Source organism: Dolichospermum sp. UHCC 0406 (assembly GCF_009712025.1).
Lineage (GTDB): Bacteria > Cyanobacteriota > Cyanobacteriia > Cyanobacteriales > Nostocaceae > Dolichospermum > Dolichospermum lemmermannii.
Map to the genome: position 1 here is coordinate 72,354 of NZ_VILA01000004.1, position 15,067 is coordinate 87,420.

17 protein-coding genes are annotated in these 15,067 nt (G+C 41.7%); 12 read left to right on the plus strand and 5 right to left on the minus strand.

What is annotated here, in order from left to right; genetic code table 11:
• The 7 genes from FJR09_RS24580 to FJR09_RS05180 form a co-directional block, all read left to right on the plus strand.
• Positions 1 to 202 (plus strand): hypothetical protein (locus FJR09_RS24580; RefSeq protein ID WP_217361109.1); only part of this gene is annotated, 202 nt, incomplete at its 5' end.
• A gap of 340 nt (positions 203 to 542) precedes the next feature.
• Positions 543 to 1,406 carry a cyanophycinase gene (locus FJR09_RS05155; protein WP_015079845.1) on the plus strand — a complete coding sequence of 288 codons (864 nt, stop codon included), beginning with the start codon at positions 543 to 545 and terminating at the stop codon, positions 1,404 to 1,406.
• Positions 1,407 to 1,579: 173 nt separating this feature from the next.
• Positions 1,580 to 4,276 (plus strand): cyanophycin synthetase, encoded by a 2,697-nt coding sequence (gene cphA / locus FJR09_RS05160; protein ID WP_015079846.1) that lies wholly within the window; start codon positions 1,580 to 1,582, stop codon positions 4,274 to 4,276.
• A 125-nt stretch (positions 4,277 to 4,401) separates the two neighbouring features.
• Positions 4,402 to 4,593 carry a DUF2862 domain-containing protein gene (locus tag FJR09_RS05165; protein WP_041457884.1) on the plus strand — a complete coding sequence of 64 codons (192 nt, stop codon included), beginning with the start codon at positions 4,402 to 4,404 and terminating at the stop codon, positions 4,591 to 4,593.
• A gap of 85 nt (positions 4,594 to 4,678) precedes the next feature.
• On the plus strand, positions 4,679 to 5,779 hold the full coding sequence (locus tag FJR09_RS05170) for an ArsA family ATPase (RefSeq protein ID WP_015079847.1): 1,101 nt from the start codon (positions 4,679 to 4,681) through the stop codon (positions 5,777 to 5,779).
• 92 nt (positions 5,780 to 5,871) lie between these two features.
• The gene (gene chlG, locus FJR09_RS05175) at positions 5,872 to 6,906 is read left to right on the plus strand and encodes a chlorophyll synthase ChlG (protein WP_015079848.1); all 1,035 of its coding nucleotides are present in this window, start codon (positions 5,872 to 5,874) and stop codon (positions 6,904 to 6,906) included.
• 85 nt (positions 6,907 to 6,991) lie between these two features.
• Positions 6,992 to 7,261 carry a hypothetical protein gene (locus FJR09_RS05180; RefSeq protein WP_015079849.1) on the plus strand — a complete coding sequence of 90 codons (270 nt, stop codon included), beginning with the start codon at positions 6,992 to 6,994 and terminating at the stop codon, positions 7,259 to 7,261.
• 388 nt (positions 7,262 to 7,649) lie between these two features.
• On the opposite strand, the gene FJR09_RS05185 is transcribed toward FJR09_RS05180, so the two are convergent.
• Positions 7,650 to 7,901 (minus strand): hypothetical protein, encoded by a 252-nt coding sequence (locus FJR09_RS05185; RefSeq protein ID WP_015079850.1) that lies wholly within the window; start codon positions 7,899 to 7,901, stop codon positions 7,650 to 7,652.
• Positions 7,902 to 8,097: 196 nt separating this feature from the next.
• Here FJR09_RS05185 and FJR09_RS24990 point away from each other — a divergent pair, with 196 nt between their 5' ends.
• Positions 8,098 to 8,238, plus strand: coding sequence for a hypothetical protein (locus tag FJR09_RS24990; RefSeq protein ID WP_254433039.1), 141 nt, complete (start codon positions 8,098 to 8,100; stop codon positions 8,236 to 8,238).
• Here FJR09_RS24990 and FJR09_RS05195 read toward each other — a convergent pair.
• On the minus strand, positions 8,224 to 8,655 hold the full coding sequence (locus FJR09_RS05195; protein WP_015079851.1) for a M48 family metallopeptidase: 432 nt from the start codon (positions 8,653 to 8,655) through the stop codon (positions 8,224 to 8,226). The two genes, FJR09_RS24990 and FJR09_RS05195, sit on opposite strands and share 15 nt — an antisense overlap.
• 176 nt (positions 8,656 to 8,831) lie before the next feature.
• A complete protein-coding gene (locus tag FJR09_RS05200; protein ID WP_015079852.1) occupies positions 8,832 to 9,188 on the minus strand; it encodes an iron-sulfur cluster assembly accessory protein in 357 nt (118 codons plus the stop codon).
• Between the two features lie 299 nt (positions 9,189 to 9,487).
• On the opposite strand from FJR09_RS05200, the gene FJR09_RS05205 reads away from it, so the two are divergent.
• Positions 9,488 to 11,104, plus strand: coding sequence for a hypothetical protein (locus FJR09_RS05205; protein ID WP_015079853.1), 1,617 nt, complete (start codon positions 9,488 to 9,490; stop codon positions 11,102 to 11,104).
• A gap of 371 nt (positions 11,105 to 11,475) precedes the next feature.
• A complete protein-coding gene (locus tag FJR09_RS24995; RefSeq protein WP_015079854.1) occupies positions 11,476 to 11,646 on the plus strand; it encodes a ribbon-helix-helix-containing protein in 171 nt (56 codons plus the stop codon).
• Here FJR09_RS24995 and FJR09_RS05210 read toward each other — a convergent pair.
• The gene (locus FJR09_RS05210; protein ID WP_168654027.1) at positions 11,606 to 11,893 is read right to left on the minus strand and encodes a hypothetical protein; all 288 of its coding nucleotides are present in this window, start codon (positions 11,891 to 11,893) and stop codon (positions 11,606 to 11,608) included. The genes FJR09_RS24995 and FJR09_RS05210 overlap by 41 nt on opposite strands.
• A 57-nt stretch (positions 11,894 to 11,950) precedes the next feature.
• Here FJR09_RS05210 and zds point away from each other — a divergent pair, with 57 nt between their 5' ends.
• On the plus strand, positions 11,951 to 13,390 hold the full coding sequence (gene zds / locus FJR09_RS05215; protein ID WP_015079855.1) for a 9,9'-di-cis-zeta-carotene desaturase: 1,440 nt from the start codon (positions 11,951 to 11,953) through the stop codon (positions 13,388 to 13,390).
• Positions 13,391 to 13,558: 168 nt separating this feature from the next.
• Positions 13,559 to 14,011, plus strand: coding sequence for an SRPBCC family protein (locus FJR09_RS05220; RefSeq protein WP_015079856.1), 453 nt, complete (start codon positions 13,559 to 13,561; stop codon positions 14,009 to 14,011).
• Here the strand turns inward: FJR09_RS05220 and FJR09_RS05225 are convergent.
• A complete protein-coding gene (locus FJR09_RS05225) occupies positions 14,008 to 14,952 on the minus strand; it encodes an aldo/keto reductase (RefSeq protein WP_168652798.1) in 945 nt (314 codons plus the stop codon). The two genes, FJR09_RS05220 and FJR09_RS05225, sit on opposite strands and share 4 nt — an antisense overlap.
• Positions 14,953 to 15,067 lie beyond the last annotated feature (115 nt).

Sequence of the window (15,067 nt, forward strand, 5' to 3'; positions counted from 1 at the left end):
GTCAGGAGTCAGGAGTCAGGAGTTCAGGAGTCAGGAGTCAGGAGAAAGAGAAGAAAGAATAAAGAAGGAAGTTCTCTCCTGTTCCCTGTTCCCTATTCCCTGTTCCCTGTTCCCTGTTCCCTGTTCCCTGTTCCCTGTTCCCTGTTTCCTGTTTCCTGTTTCCTGTTTCCAAGTGAGATCAAAAGTTTTTCTAGTTACTTGATTTATGTTTAAATATTGTCACTACTAAATTTAAATTAATAATCCCACCAAAGTTAACAACTTCCGGGATGCATCTAGCCAAGCTCAGAAGTAAGAGTGTCAAGGCCGACTAAAACCTAAATCCAGAAGGGAATTATAGTTAATTTAGCACTATAATTCCCGGCTGGAAAAGTAGATAGGTAAAAAACAAGATGCTGGCCATGAGAATGACGGACATGAGAAAATTGAGGCATCGTGTGCGTCAAGCAGTGTCCTCTCATTAAAGCAAAAGGCGAAAATTAACAAGTAGCAACCCTTGTTGAATTAACCTGAAGTTGTTGACTCCCTCAAGCAGAAACACAATGCCGCAGTTAGAAGTTAAATCGCTGGAAATGAGGACACCCCAAGCTACTAAAACCGCCGTACTAGTTATCGGAGGCGCAGAAGATAAAGTTCATGGACGAGAAATTCTGAGAACTTTTTTTGTTCGTGCTGGTGGTAACAAGGCGTATATTACAATAATTCCATCAGCCTCCCGTGAGCCTGCCATTATTGCTGGTAGGTACGTTCGCATTTTTGAAGAAATGGGTGCGGAGAAGGTTGAAATTTTAGACATTCGGGAACGGGAACAATGCGAAAATCCGGAGATTAAAGCATCCCTCGAAGCCTGTAGTGGTGTCTTCTTGACAGGAGGAGACCAACTGCGTCTTTGTGGAGTCCTCTCCGACACACCAGCAATGGAAATTATCCGCCAGCGGGTGAGAGCCGGACAACTGACTTTAGCAGGAACAAGTGCTGGAGCAGCCGTCATGGGACATCACATGATCGCAGGTGGTGGCAGTGGTGAAACCCCCAATCGTTCTCTAGTGGATATGGCAACAGGCTTAGGATTCATTCCTGAAGTTGTCGTTGACCAACATTTCCATAACCGGAATCGCATGGGGAGATTAGTTAGTGCGATCGCCGCTCACCCTGATAGACTGGGCATTGGTATTGACGAAGACACCTGTGCTGTGTTTGAACGAGATGGTTGGTTACAAGTTATGGGCAAAGGCAGTGTCACCATTGTTGATCCTACAGAACTTACCCACACCAATGAACCCAATGTTAGTGCTAACGAACCCTTGACTTTACATAATTTAAGACTACATATCCTCAGTTACGGAGATCGCTTCCATCTTTACCAACGTACTGTTTTACCTGCTGTGCATCGCATCTCTAGCTGACGGTATAGAGTATCTCAGATGACAATGATTTGACCGCGCTCTGATTTCTTTCTGTCTCCAGATTTTAGATAAATACTATCTAACCATAAAAAACTGTTTGACATGAACAGTTTAGCGGTCAATTCCAGTAAGAAACTAGAATTTTGGTTCCGAATCTCCATCTACCTATTCCCATGAGAATCCTCAAGATCCAGACCTTACGCGGCCCAAATTACTGGAGCATTCGACGGCACAAGCTGATCGTCATGCGCCTAGATTTAGAAAATCTTGCCGAAACGCCCTCTAATGAAATCCCTGGCTTTTATGAAGGATTAGTAGAGGCTCTCCCCAGCCTAGAGGGTCACTACTGCTCCCCTGGCTGTCGGGGTGGTTTTCTGATGCGGGTGCGAGAAGGCACCATGATGGGTCATATAGTGGAACACGTAGCCTTGGAACTCCAGGAATTAGCGGGAATGCACGTAGGTTTCGGTCGCACCCGTGAAACTGTCACACCTGGAATTTATCAGGTAGTGATTGAGTACCTAAATGAAGAGGCGGGTCGCTATGCAGCACGGGCAGCAGTCAGGCTATGTCAAAGTATTATTGACCGGGGACGTTATCCCAAAGCCGAACTAGAGCAAGATGTTCAAGACCTGAAAGACTTTTGGCGTGATGCTTCGCTAGGACCTTCAACAGAAGCTATTATCAAAGAAGCGGAGAAAAAAGGTATTCCTTGGATGCCTTTACCAGCTAGATTCTTAATTCAATTGGGCTATGGTATCCATCAAAAACGGATTCAGGCCACAATGACCAATAACACAGGCATTCTTGGTGTCGAACTAGCTGGTGATAAAGAAGCTACTAAACGGATTCTCGATGCCAACGGTGTTCCAGTTCCTAGAGGGACAGTTATCAATTTCTTTGATGATTTAGAGGAAGCCGTTGAATATGTTGGTGGTTATCCCATCGTGATTAAACCTTCAGATGGTAATCATGGCCGGGGTATTACCATTGATATCCGTAATTGGGAAGACGCAGAAGCCGCTTATGAAATGGCTAGACAGGTTTCTCGTTCAGTGATTGTGGAAAGATATTATGTAGGACGAGATCATCGGGTATTGGTAGTTAATGGCAAGGTAGTTGCTGTAGCGGAGAGAATCCCCGCCCATGTCGTGGGTAATGGCAAATCTACGATTACAGAGCTAATTGAAGAAACAAACCAAGATCCCAATCGCGGTGAAGGTCATGATAATGTCTTAACTAAGATTGAACTAGACCGTACCAGCTATCAACTCCTAGATAGACAAGGCTACACCATCAATAGTGTGCCACCCCAGGGAGCAATGTGTTATCTGCGGGCTACAGCCAACTTGAGTACAGGTGGTAGTGCTGTAGATCGCACAGACGAAATTCACCCGGAAAATATATGGTTAGCACAACGGGTAGTGAGAATCATCGGTTTAGATGTAGCTGGGATAGATATTGTCACTTCCGATATTAGCCGTCCGCTCCGAGAAGTAGATGCGGTAATTGTCGAAGTCAATGCCGCCCCTGGTTTCCGAATGCACGTCGCCCCCAGCATTGGTATCCCCCGCAATGTCGCTGGTGCGGTCATGGATATGCTGTTCCCCAATGAACAATCTGGACGGATTCCTCTGCTCTCTGTCACAGGCACAAATGGTAAAACCACCACTACCCGCCTGTTAGCACATATCTATAAGCAAACTGGTAAAGTAGTAGGCTACACAACTACAGACGGTACTTATATCGGTGATTTCTTAGTAGAATCAGGAGATAATACAGGTCCTCAAAGCGCCCATGTTATCCTTCAAGATCCAACCGTAGAAGTAGCGGTATTGGAATCGGCTCGCGGTGGGATTCTCCGCTCTGGGTTGGGTTTTGAAAATGCTAATGTAGGTGTGGTATTAAATGTGTCTGCTGACCATCTGGGCATCGGCGATATAGATACTATTGAACAATTAGCCCATCTCAAAAGTGTAGTTGCTGAGGCTGTTTTTCCTGATGGTTATGCGGTACTCAATGCCGATGATCACCGGGTTGCAGCGATGGCAGAAAAGACTAAGGCAAATATTGCCTACTTTACCATGAATCCAGACTCGGATCTGGTACGGAAACATATTCAACAGGGTGGAGTGGCCGCAGTCTATGAACATGGTTATCTGTCTATTGTCAAAGGTGATTGGACGCACCGCATCGAAAGAGCAGAAAATATTCCTTTGACAATGGGTGCAAGAGCGCCATTTATGATTGCTAATGCTTTAGCTGCTAGTTTGGCGGCTTTTGTTCAAGATGTCACCATTGAGCAAATTCGGGCTGGTTTAAGAGGCTTCCGTGCTTCTGTGAGTCAGACCCCAGGACGGATGAATTTGTTTAATTTGGGTAAACACCATGCTTTGGTAGATTATGCCCACAATGCGGCTAGTTATGAGGCTTTGGGGTCATTTGTTCGGAATTGGACAACGGGACAGCGCATTGGTGTGATTGGTGGTCCGGGCGATCGCCGTGATGAAGATTTTGTGACTCTAGGTAAGTTATCAGCAGATATCTTTGACTACATTATTATTAAAGAAGATGATGATACTAGAGGTAGACCTCGTGGTTCAGCTTCAGATTTGATTATTCAAGGCATTACCCAAGTTAAGCCTAATTACCGCTTTGAATCAATTTTGGATGAAACCACAGCTATTAACAAAGCCTTGGACATGGCTCCTGATGGTAGTCTGGTGGTAGTTTTGCCAGAAAGTGTGAACCGGGCTATTAAGTTAATTAAGATGCGAGGTGTACAGGAAGAAACCCAGCCACAGCAATCAACTAACAATGATTCGCAAAATGGTGTAGCTTCTTCTTCGGCGATTAATACACTGATTTAGGAGCATCTCTTGTTGGTAAATTGCCCTCAGACTGATGAATAATTTAAGTCTGGGGGTTAATTAATGGTGGGTAAGTGACAGATTCCGCTACACTGAGATTTGGATTATTTTATTGTAACTAGATCATGGACATCGGACAGAAAGTTAAGGTGATTCGTTTGCGCGATCGCGTATCCTCTACTATCGCTCAAAAACTGGGAAAAGTTGGCACGATCTCTGGCTACAAAGTCACTGACGGGGCGGGAATCGGTGTGGTAGTTAAGTTTGATGACAACTTCTCCACCTGGTTTTTTGAAGATGAAATCAAACCAGCCTAGTCAAAACAACTTACAGTAGAGGCTAAGAAGATTGGTTAAGTGCTAAGTTGTTATTGAAAAGATCGGCAAAATTGGAAATTGAGTAATGGCCTTGATACTGACATTTTTGGGCAAAAACGGCATCGCTCGCAGTAAGATAGCGATCGCCGCAGCCATTAGTTTGGCAACACAAGGCAAAAGGGTACTTCTAGCAGGACTAGCAGATCCAACATTGCCAATTCTACTCAATACTACTCTGACTCCTGACCCCCAGGAAATCTCTCCTAATCTACAAGCAGTACAGTTTCAAGCATCTGTACTGCTAGAACGCAACTGGGACGAAGTGAAAAAATTGGAGGCTCAATACCTCCGCACACCGATTTTGAAAGAGGTTTATGGGCAGGAACTGGTGGTATTACCAGGTATGGACAACGCCCTTGCTCTCAATGCGATTCGTGAATATGATGCCAGTGGCAAATATGACGCGATTATCTATGATGGCACAGGCGATGCTGCCAGCTTGCGAATGTTGGGAATGCCAGAATCTTTAAGTTGGTATATGAGACGATTTAGGCAATTGTTCGTAAATTCCGATTTAGGGAAAACAATTACCGAATCTCCCCTAATTCAACCTTTAATTAGCAGTCTTTTTAATATTAATTGGACTGCTGATAATTTTTCTCAACCCACTAACCAAGTTAATAATTTTCTCGAACAAGGTAAAGCTGCTTTAGCTAATCCCCAGCGAGTTGCCGCTTTTTTGGTGACAACATCAGAACCCATTGATGTGGCAAATTCCCGCTATCTGTGGGGAAGCGCCCAACAAATTGGTTTAACTGTTGGTGGAGCAATCTTAGTTGCTGATGGAGAAAATACTAACTTATCCCAGGAATTTGCACCTCTACCTGTGAGCATAGTTCCTGATGTCTCCCAGGGGGAATGGCAACCTCTGATAGATGCTTTACCCAACTTTGTTGAGCAAGCATTACAAGCTAACCAACCAATTGAAATTGACGTACATAATCGCCAAGTCCGCTTATTTTTACCTGGTTTCGACAAAAAACAGGTAAAACTTACTCAACAGGGACCAGAAGTCACAGTAGAAGCCGGAGATCAAAGACGTAATATCTTCCTCCCCCCGGCTTTAAGTGGTAAACCTGTAACTGGTGCAAAGTTTCAAAATAGTTATTTGATAATTTCTTTTTAGGGATTGGGGACTGGGGATTGGTGACTGGGCAATAATTACCAATTACCCATTACCTATTACCAATCACCTATTACCAATTACCATTACCCCTTATGTCTGAATCAACTCCCATTGACCCAAATTCTCAGCCGAATGAGGCTATAGAATCAACAAATCCAGAAGTCACAATTGCAGAAGACCGTAATGCGAAAACTCGGCAATTGCTGGGAATGAAAGGTGCAAGTGCTGGGGAAACTTCCATTTGGAAAATTCGCTTGCAATTGATGAAACCGATTACCTGGATTCCCCTAATTTGGGGTGTGGTCTGCGGTGCGGCTTCTTCTGGTAACTACACTTGGACTTTAGAAAATGTTTTGAAGTCTGCCCTTTGTATGTTGCTTTCTGGTCCTTTGTTGACAGGTTATACCCAAACCATCAATGATTATTATGACCGAGAAATTGACGCGATTAATGAGCCTTACCGTCCCATACCTTCGGGGAGAATTTCTGAAAAGCAAGTAATTAGCCAATTCGTGCTTTTACTATTATTAGGATGTGGGGTGGCTTATACCTTAGATTTATGGGCAGGTCATCAATTTCCTACTGTTTTAATGTTGTCCGTTTTTGGGACTTTTATCGCCTATATCTATTCTGCACCACCATTGAAATTAAAACAAAATGGTTGGTTAGGAAATTATGCTTTGGGTGCAAGTTACATTGCTTTACCTTGGTGGGCTGGTCATGCTTTATTTGGAGAATTGAATTGGAAAATTGTGATTCTGACTCTATTCTACAGTTTGGCTGGTTTGGGTATTGCCATTGTCAATGATTTTAAGAGTGTGGAAGGCGATCGCCAATTAGGACTACAATCATTACCAGTTATGTTTGGCATCCAAACTGCGGCTTTGATTTGTGTAGTCATGATTGATTTATTTCAAGGTTTGGTGGCAGGTTATTTGGTGAGTATTCACGAGAATTTATATGCAGCAATTCTCGTCTTATTAATCATTCCCCAAATCACTTTCCAAGATATGTATTTTCTCCGTGATCCCATAGCCAATGATGTCAAATATCAAGCCAGTGCCCAACCGTTTTTGGTTTTGGGAATGTTGGTAACAGGTATTGCATTAGGTCACGCTGGCGTTTAATTGAATATATCTTCAGCTAGACGTGAGCAATGAGGAGTTAGGAGTTATATTAATTTCTAACTCCTCACTTATTTTATAAATTGCCATGTTGAATTTTATATCTTTTCTAATTCAGGGAATAAAAGCATTCTTGATTCCGATTTGCTTTATCACATCTTGGACTGTGATGGTTTTGGTATTTTTGAATTTATGGACAGCAACAAAAGAGACTGTTAAAATTGCTCAAGAAATGCACAAAATCCCCTGTCCTAATTGCCAATTTTTTACTAATAATTATCGTCTTAAATGTACAGTAAATCCATACATTGCGAATACAGAAGAAGCAATTGGTTGTCAAGATTATCAATCAAATTAATTGTTATCTCTGGGCTTTCCATTTGTTGTGGATTATTTGTAGGGGTTTAGCAATGCTTACTTGTGTCAACTTAGGCTACAGATACTTCGACCCTTCGACAGGCTCAGGGCATCGCAAGCTCAGTACAAGTGGCTTATTTGTTTGGGTTCCACACCCACCAGGGAATAAATTCCCTGTCTAATAGATCAAGTCCGTTAAAACGGACTAATACATTTTCCTAGTATTCAGTCATCTAAAGATGACTTGCGCTATTAGACTGGGAATATGGCTTACGCCACGCTGCGCTATCATTCCCAGTCGGGCTATGGGTTTTACGTTAAGTTGACACCAATGAGCATTGCTAAACCCTTTCAGCCGATTAATCCAGCTATTTGAAAATGAGTAAAATTCAAGACAACTCATTTTTGGTCAGTTTCTTAGATACCCAACTAATAATGCCACTAAATAGCGCACCACCCATCAATATACCAATAGCAGGATTAAATACTGGCATCCAGAGTTTGTGCCACAAATCTAAACCTAAATTGATTCCCGAAGCATCACCAATCACGGCTATAACAAGCCACGCAAAACCTAAAATCACTAAAAAAACATCAGCGACTAAGATTAAGTTGAGCCAGTTTAATAATTTGTCTTTCATTTTGATTGGTCAGTTGTCAGTTGTCAGTAGGGGCGAAGCATTTGGAAGATAAATTATCGGTCATTGCCAAAAATAGTTCTCCAAATGCTTCGCCCGTACAGTTGTTAGTTGTCAGTAGGGGCGAAGCATTTGGAAGATAAATTATCGGTCATTGCCAAAAATAGTTCTCCAAATGCTTCGCCCGTACAGTTGTTAGTTGTTAGTAGGGGCGAAGCATTTGGAAGATAAATTATCGGTCATTGCCAAAAATAGTTCTCCAAATGCTTCGCCCGTACAGTTGTTAGTTGTTAATTGGAAGTATCTTCTCCCTGTTCCCTGTTCCCTATTTTTCAAATAACCATTTTTTGACTTTGGCTAAGTTTTTCCAATCAGGTTTTCTGGTTAAACCATCTTCAATGCTATTTTTAACTTCTTCCTGCCATTCTTCATTGACAAATATCAATTGTTGTGCAAAATCAATGTGTTCCCGTAAACCTTTTTGACCTGTTTCTAACATAGCTAAAGCCAGATTAATTCTTCCTTGCGGATCTTGGGGATTGAGTTTCACAGCTTTATTAGCAGCGTTGAAAGCCAATTTACCTTTATTATCAAGAAGATATAACCAAGCGAGACAAACCCAGGCTGAACTGGCTTTAGGAGAGCGATCGCATACCTCTTTAAATACAGGAATCAGTGACTCTACAGATTCTCCAGCCTTGTAGCGTTCTAAACCTTTATCAAATAGGGAATCAACGGAATCAATTGTATTAGTCATTTGTTCTTAGTCAGTGGTCAGTTGTCAGTTGTTCTTAGTCAGTGGTCAGTTGTCAGTTGTTAATTGACTTCTGACTTCTGACTCCTAACTTATCAAAAAATATGCTGAAAACCTCGGAATTGATACCTGAAAATTCCAAAAAATTTTAGGTGTCAATGTCTTTAGACCGGGGAGTGTCAAACGCCGAAAGACTTACCGCAACCACAAGTTTGGGCAGCATTGGGGTTAGTAAATTGGAAACCACCACCAATCATGGCATCACTATAATCGAGCATTAAGCCGTAAAGATAAAGTAGACTTTTGCGATCGCTGATAATTTTGAAGCCATCATAATCAAAAACCTCATCATCAGGGTTAATCTTGCTGACATCCTCAAAATCCATCATATAAGACATTCCCGAACAACCACCTTGTCTAACTCCCACCCGTAAGCATAGATCTTGCCCTTGCTTATCTTGAAGAGACTTAACCTGACGCAATGCAGATTCAGATAATAGAATTCCCCGTTGTTGAGTTTGAGTTGCTTGTGTCATAAATTCTTAACTCCTGAACTAGTTTTATCAATACCCCATCAGGCATTCTCGTACCTCTGGGCTGCTATGAATGTTTTTGTATTCATTTTAGCGACATTCCGACGGCAAAAAAGCATAAGAAGATGGGAAGATGGAAAGATAGGAGAAAATTTTAGAATAATCCCTGTTTGTGTCAACTGTTGCTGTGTTTATTAGCAACCTCAGATTTTTATTCTAGAATTGAGGGGTTCGGTGTGTTGAAAGATTAACCATTCCCAAAACTCTAATTTTCAATCGCTTTGTTTTGATTCACTTACTCTATGACAAGTTTTAATCGCTCTACCAGTCGTCGGTTGCAGAAATTACCCCAGATTCCTTCTGTATGGGAGGGCGATCGCCGTCCATTGTCATCACCACACACCCCCTTTACAGACCCAGATGCCAAAGGAGATTGTATTCTTTGGGTAGATGCCTCAGAAGGCATTGTGAGAAGCATGGACATGGTAGATCCCGCCCTGGGACCAGAAGCCATTGTGCGTACCCTCATGCAGGCAATAGAACATCCCCAAAGTCCAGCCAAACCCGGTAGACCGCAAAGAATAGTTGTCCGCGACCGGGAAATTCAATTTTACCTGCGCGGAGTCTTGCAAGACTTAGATATTGCCATTGACTACGTACCAGAATTACCCATAATTGACGAACTATTTCGTTCTTTTGCCGAAGTCATTGATAGCCAAATTCCCGATTTACCACCCAAATACGCCCAACTCCTCCATGATAAAGCCTTAGAAGTTTGGCAATCTGCCCCTTGGAGATTTTTAGAAGAACAGCAAATTTTATCCATAGAGATTAATCAATGGGATGTAGAGAAACTCTATGCCTCAGTCATGGGAATGCTAGGAATTGAATATGGAATTTTGTTTTATCGTTCGGAAGATTCCCTCAAGCGGTTTCGGGCTGCTGTTTTAGCTGATGAAGATGAACTTCAGCAAGATTTAGAAGAAGCCTTCCTCAAACAAGATTGTTTATTTCTCACCTTTGATTCCTTGCACGAAAACGAAGATGATGATCTAGGAAATTTGGCACAAATGCCACTTTCAGAAATTGAACCTACCTTCGGAAATATTCATCCCCTAGAAGGATTACGTTCCGTTTTGTATGAAGAAGAAGCACTACTAACTTTTGTTGCTGTAGAAAGTTTATTGCGGTTTCTGCATGACCACCATCGGCAATTATACGACGAAGATTTTCTTACCCTGAGTCAACGTTATCGAATTTCCCTACCAGAAACCGACAAAAGGCGTAAATCTTTAACTGTCACCGTTTCTACTATGCCAGAATTGACAGCAGAATTAGAAGAAATGGCTGGTTTTGATTTAGATGACGAAGATGATGAAGATGAAGATGATTCCATCTTTGAAGCCCTCAGAGACGACTTAATCCCTGAAGATGCTTTCATGAGTTTGGGAGTATTACCCTGGGAAACATTAAATTACCTGCGTCAAGCGCCTAATTACCAAGCAGCAGGGGAATTTGAACTAAAAGGGGACGGTTTACCTGTAATTGTCATTCAAACCTCTCGCCCTAAAGCTAAAGGAATTATTGAAAATATTCAAGCTGCTGGAGGATTAAACGCCATCTGTTTTCATACGGTAACCGATCCTGTGGATGATGATCTCTATGACTTAGGTTTATTGCAAACACATAATAATGAATTATTTTTGTTTGGGCAATTTTTAGATGATGATCCAGTTCACATAGAAGCTAAGAAAAAATGGCATCAGCGGTGTAAAAATACCAAAGGCCATTGCGGTTTAATTATTGCCAAAGGATTGACCGGGACTGCTCGTGGTAATCCTCAATTACGAGATATGATGGCTCTATTAGAAGCTAATGTACTTTCCTCGGAAGAATTAAACTTAGAAACACTTGACTAAAAAAATAGATATACCTAAAATTTATGAATTAAATTACAGGATATCTAATACCAACTTGATGAGAGGCTGCACAGAATCATAAAATCCATGAATTCATCCGTCTTTATCCGCGGTCAATAATTCTAGAAATCTGATTCAATACAGCTTCATCTTAAATTGGTATAAAATACACTCATGGTGCAAATCTCCAGAAATTTCCCGTATTCAAGCAAAATCATCGCAAAAAAAATTTTGGTAGGTAGTTGACAAACTGAAAATTTTAAATAAGATTAGTGTTTTTGTTACCTTGTTAATTCCGACTAACTTTCATAGTATCATTTTTGTTTTGAGTGACCGAACTTTCTAAATCAAGTTAATATACAGCAAAGTGCATGATAATGACAAATAAAAAATGGGCAGTTAAACGCATAACAGTTAATCTCGCAACACAAGAAGCAGAGAAACTAGAAAAATATTGTCAACAGACAGGTAGACCAGCAACAGATGTAATTCGGGAACTGATTAGAAGTTTACCCCAGGGGGAAGAAGTGGCCGGAGGGTGATAGAGGGCAGGGAAGCAGGGGGCAGGGGGCAGGGGAAGTAGGGGAGTCGGGGGAGCAGGGGAAGTAGGGGAGTAGGGGAAGTAGGGGAGTAGGGGGAGCAGGGGAGGCAGGGGAGGCAGGGGAGGCAGGGGGAGAGAAATATTCTTTTGCAACTGACAACTGACAACTGTACGGGCGAAGCATTTGGAGAACTATTTTTGGCAATGACCGATAATTTATCTTCCAAATGCTTCGCCCCTACTGACAACTAACCAGTCACCAATTCAGTTACAATTTGTAAAGAAACTGAACAAGGAACGAGGGAATGCGCGTTGCAATTGTGGGTGCGGGATTAGCTGGGTTAGCAACTGCTGTAGATTTAGTAGATGCGGGCTGTGAGGTAGAAATTTTCGAGTCTCGTCCGTTTGTGGGTGGTAAAGTCAGCAGTTGGGTAGATGGTGACGGCAATCATATTGAAATGGGGCTGCACGTCTTTTTCGGCTGCTACTACAATCTGTTTGCATTGATGGAGAAAGTGGGGGCTGGGGATAATTTACGCCTCAAAGAACATAGTCATACTTTTATCAATAAAGGTGGACAAACTGGGGCGTTAGATTTTCGCTTTTTTACTGGTGCGCCTTTTAACGGATTAAAGGCGTTTTTTACTACTTCCCAACTTTCATTACGGGATAAATTCCAAAATGCGATCGCTCTGGGTACTAGCCCCATAGTTCAAGGTTTGGTAGACTTTGATGGGGCAATGAAAACTATTCGCAAATTAGATAAAATCAGTTTTTCTGACTGGTTCTATAGTCACGGTGGTAGTAAAGGTAGCATTAAACGTCTCTGGAATCCTATTGCTTACGCCCTGGGATTTATAGATTGTGATCATATTTCCGCCCGATGTATGTTGACAATTTTCCAGTTTTTTGCAGTCAGAACAGAAGCTTCAATTCTGCGAATGCTGGAAGGTTCACCTCACGAATATTTACACAAACCTATTGTTAAATACTTGGAAGAAAGAGGCACAAAAATATACACCCGTCGTCAAGTCCGAGAAATTCAGTTTGCTGAGTCTGGCGACGAAACTCACGTTACTGGTATATTAGTTGCCCAAGGTGACACAGAAGCAGTAATTACCGCTGACGCTTATCTTTGTGCTTGTGATGTTCCAGGGATTCAGCGAGTTTTACCCCAACCTTGGCGGAAATGGCCAGAATTTGATAACATTTATAAGTTAGATGCTGTTCCAGTCGCTACAGTGCAGCTACGCTTTGATGGTTGGGTGACAGAACTGGGAGATGAGGAAAAACGCAAACAGCTAAATCATGCGACTGGGATAGATAATTTGTTGTATACCGCTGATGCTGATTTTTCCTGTTTTGCGGATTTGGCTTTAACTAGTCCCGCAGATTATTATCGTCCTGGGGAGGGTTCATTGTTGCAACTGGTATTGACACCGGGTGATCCTTTTATTAAGCAAAATAATGAAGAAATTGCTCACCACGTCCTTAAACAAGTGCATGAACTGTTCCCTTCGTCAAGAGATTTAAACATGACTTGGTACAGTGTGGTTAAATTGGCTCAATCTTTGTATAGAGAAGCACCAGGAATGGATGCGTACCGTCCCGATCAAAAAACACCTATTCCTAACTTTTTCCTAGCTGGGAGTTATACTCAACAAGATTATATTGACAGCATGGAAGGGGCAACGGTTTCTGGAAAACGTGCGGCTAAGGTAATTCTCGAAAGTTTGAAGAAGTAGGGACTGGCTCTATAAATACGGTTTAGTAAGCCCTAAAATTCTTTTTTTAACTAACCACAGAGGCACAGAGGACACAGAGAGAAGAAAAAAATGCTTAACTGATTTGTATTGGGGATTGGGGATTGGGAAGAATACTCAATAAATAATCAATCTAAAATCTAAAATCCTATGAGTGAATGGTTAGAACATAGTGTCCAGGTAGAAGTTGAAGTTCCCATAGAATTAGCATGGGGATTGTGGTCTGATTTAGAGCAAATGCCTAAATGGATGAAATGGATTGATTCAGTCAAAATTACTGAAGATAACCCGGAAATTTCTCTATGGAAACTGAGTACAGGAGGGTTAGATTTTACGTGGAAATCTCGAATTACCAAAATAATTCCTTATCAAATTATTCAATGGGAATCGGTTGATGGTTTACCAAATCAAGGAGCAATTCGCTTTTATGATCGTCATGATCTTAGTATTGTGAAAATGACGGTTTCCTATGCTATTCCTGGCTTGATTGGTAAACTTATGGATAATTTGTTTTTAGGAAAGGTGGTGGAGTCCACAATTCAAGCAGATTTAGAACGGTTTAAATTATACGCTTTGAATGTGCAGGATATGAGCTTACCTTAATGTAACCAAGGACGAGTGATTTTCTCTAATTCAGCAATTTCATCTTGAGTCATTTTCCACCCTAAAGCCCCTGCATTTTGTTTAACTTGTTCAGCGGTTTTGACTCCAGCAATGGGAATGACATTACCTTGGGCTATTAACCAATTTAAGGATACTTGGGCAGGAGTGCGATCGTATTTTTCACCAATTTCTCGTAATAGAGATAAAACAGGGGCGATTTGATTTAAACCATCTTGACTAAATCGCGGATCTATGCTTCTTGCACCTTGAGGCTTATAAGAGGGCGTATACTTACCTGTGAGCAATCCTTGGGCTAGGGGACTATAAGCTAAAATAGTTACACCTAAATCACGGGCTGTTTGGGAAATACCTTTACCTTCTATTTGGCGCGTTAGTAGAGAATAACGCACTTGATTTACAGCCAAAGGTATGCCCCTATCGGCTAATATCTGGTGTGCTTCTCGCATTTGGGCTGCTGAATAGTTACTCACACCTACTGCGCCGATTCTCCCCCGTTTCACTTCATCTGCGAGGGTATTCATGAGAGTTTCTTGAGTCAAAAAGAAAGCAAAAGGCCAATGAACTTGGTATAATTCAATTTTCTCAACTTGGAGACGTTGGAGACTAGCCGTTAAAGCGTCAGATACAGATTTACCATCCCAACGCCAAGGTAAAGGGCCAAACTTCGTGGCAATTTGTACCTTTTGGGAGCTTTGTTTCATGAACTTTCCTAAAAACTGTTCCGAAAGTCCTAAACTGTAAACTTCTGCTGTATCAAAGAAGGTGATACCAGCATCTAAAGCTGCATTAAAAGCCGCTTGTAACTGTTCTTCACCATAGCCGTTGCCATAATTCCAAAATACTTTATCACCCCAAGCCCATGTACCGATACAAAGAGGGGGAACAGCTAGACCATTTTTTCCTAATGTGATGGTTTCCATTTTGGTAAAATTGATTATATTTACAAAAAAAAGGGAAGAGGGAACAGAAAAATCAGTTGTATAATTAATTCTGTCCCATTACTGATTTTGACCATGTTTCGGCTAAGATCATTGC

Coding starts and splice junctions, on each gene's coding strand:
- FJR09_RS05205 (WP_015079853.1), top strand. CDS start 9,488: ATGACAAGTTTTAATCGCTCTACCAGTCGTCGGTTGCAGAAATTACCC.
- zds (WP_015079855.1), top strand. CDS start 11,951: ATGCGCGTTGCAATTGTGGGTGCGGGATTAGCTGGGTTAGCAACTGCT.
- FJR09_RS05195 (WP_015079851.1), bottom strand. CDS start 8,655: ATGACTAATACAATTGATTCCGTTGATTCCCTATTTGATAAAGGTTTA.
- FJR09_RS05185 (WP_015079850.1), bottom strand. CDS start 7,901: ATGAAAGACAAATTATTAAACTGGCTCAACTTAATCTTAGTCGCTGAT.
- FJR09_RS05225 (WP_168652798.1), bottom strand. CDS start 14,952: ATGGAAACCATCACATTAGGAAAAAATGGTCTAGCTGTTCCCCCTCTT.
- FJR09_RS05180 (WP_015079849.1), top strand. CDS start 6,992: ATGTTGAATTTTATATCTTTTCTAATTCAGGGAATAAAAGCATTCTTG.
- FJR09_RS05170 (WP_015079847.1), top strand. CDS start 4,679: ATGGCCTTGATACTGACATTTTTGGGCAAAAACGGCATCGCTCGCAGT.
- chlG (WP_015079848.1), top strand. CDS start 5,872: ATGTCTGAATCAACTCCCATTGACCCAAATTCTCAGCCGAATGAGGCT.
- cphA (WP_015079846.1), top strand. CDS start 1,580: ATGAGAATCCTCAAGATCCAGACCTTACGCGGCCCAAATTACTGGAGC.
- FJR09_RS05155 (WP_015079845.1), top strand. CDS start 543: ATGCCGCAGTTAGAAGTTAAATCGCTGGAAATGAGGACACCCCAAGCT.
- FJR09_RS24995 (WP_015079854.1), top strand. CDS start 11,476: ATGATAATGACAAATAAAAAATGGGCAGTTAAACGCATAACAGTTAAT.
- FJR09_RS05200 (WP_015079852.1), bottom strand. CDS start 9,188: ATGACACAAGCAACTCAAACTCAACAACGGGGAATTCTATTATCTGAA.
- FJR09_RS05220 (WP_015079856.1), top strand. CDS start 13,559: ATGAGTGAATGGTTAGAACATAGTGTCCAGGTAGAAGTTGAAGTTCCC.
- FJR09_RS05165 (WP_041457884.1), top strand. CDS start 4,402: ATGGACATCGGACAGAAAGTTAAGGTGATTCGTTTGCGCGATCGCGTA.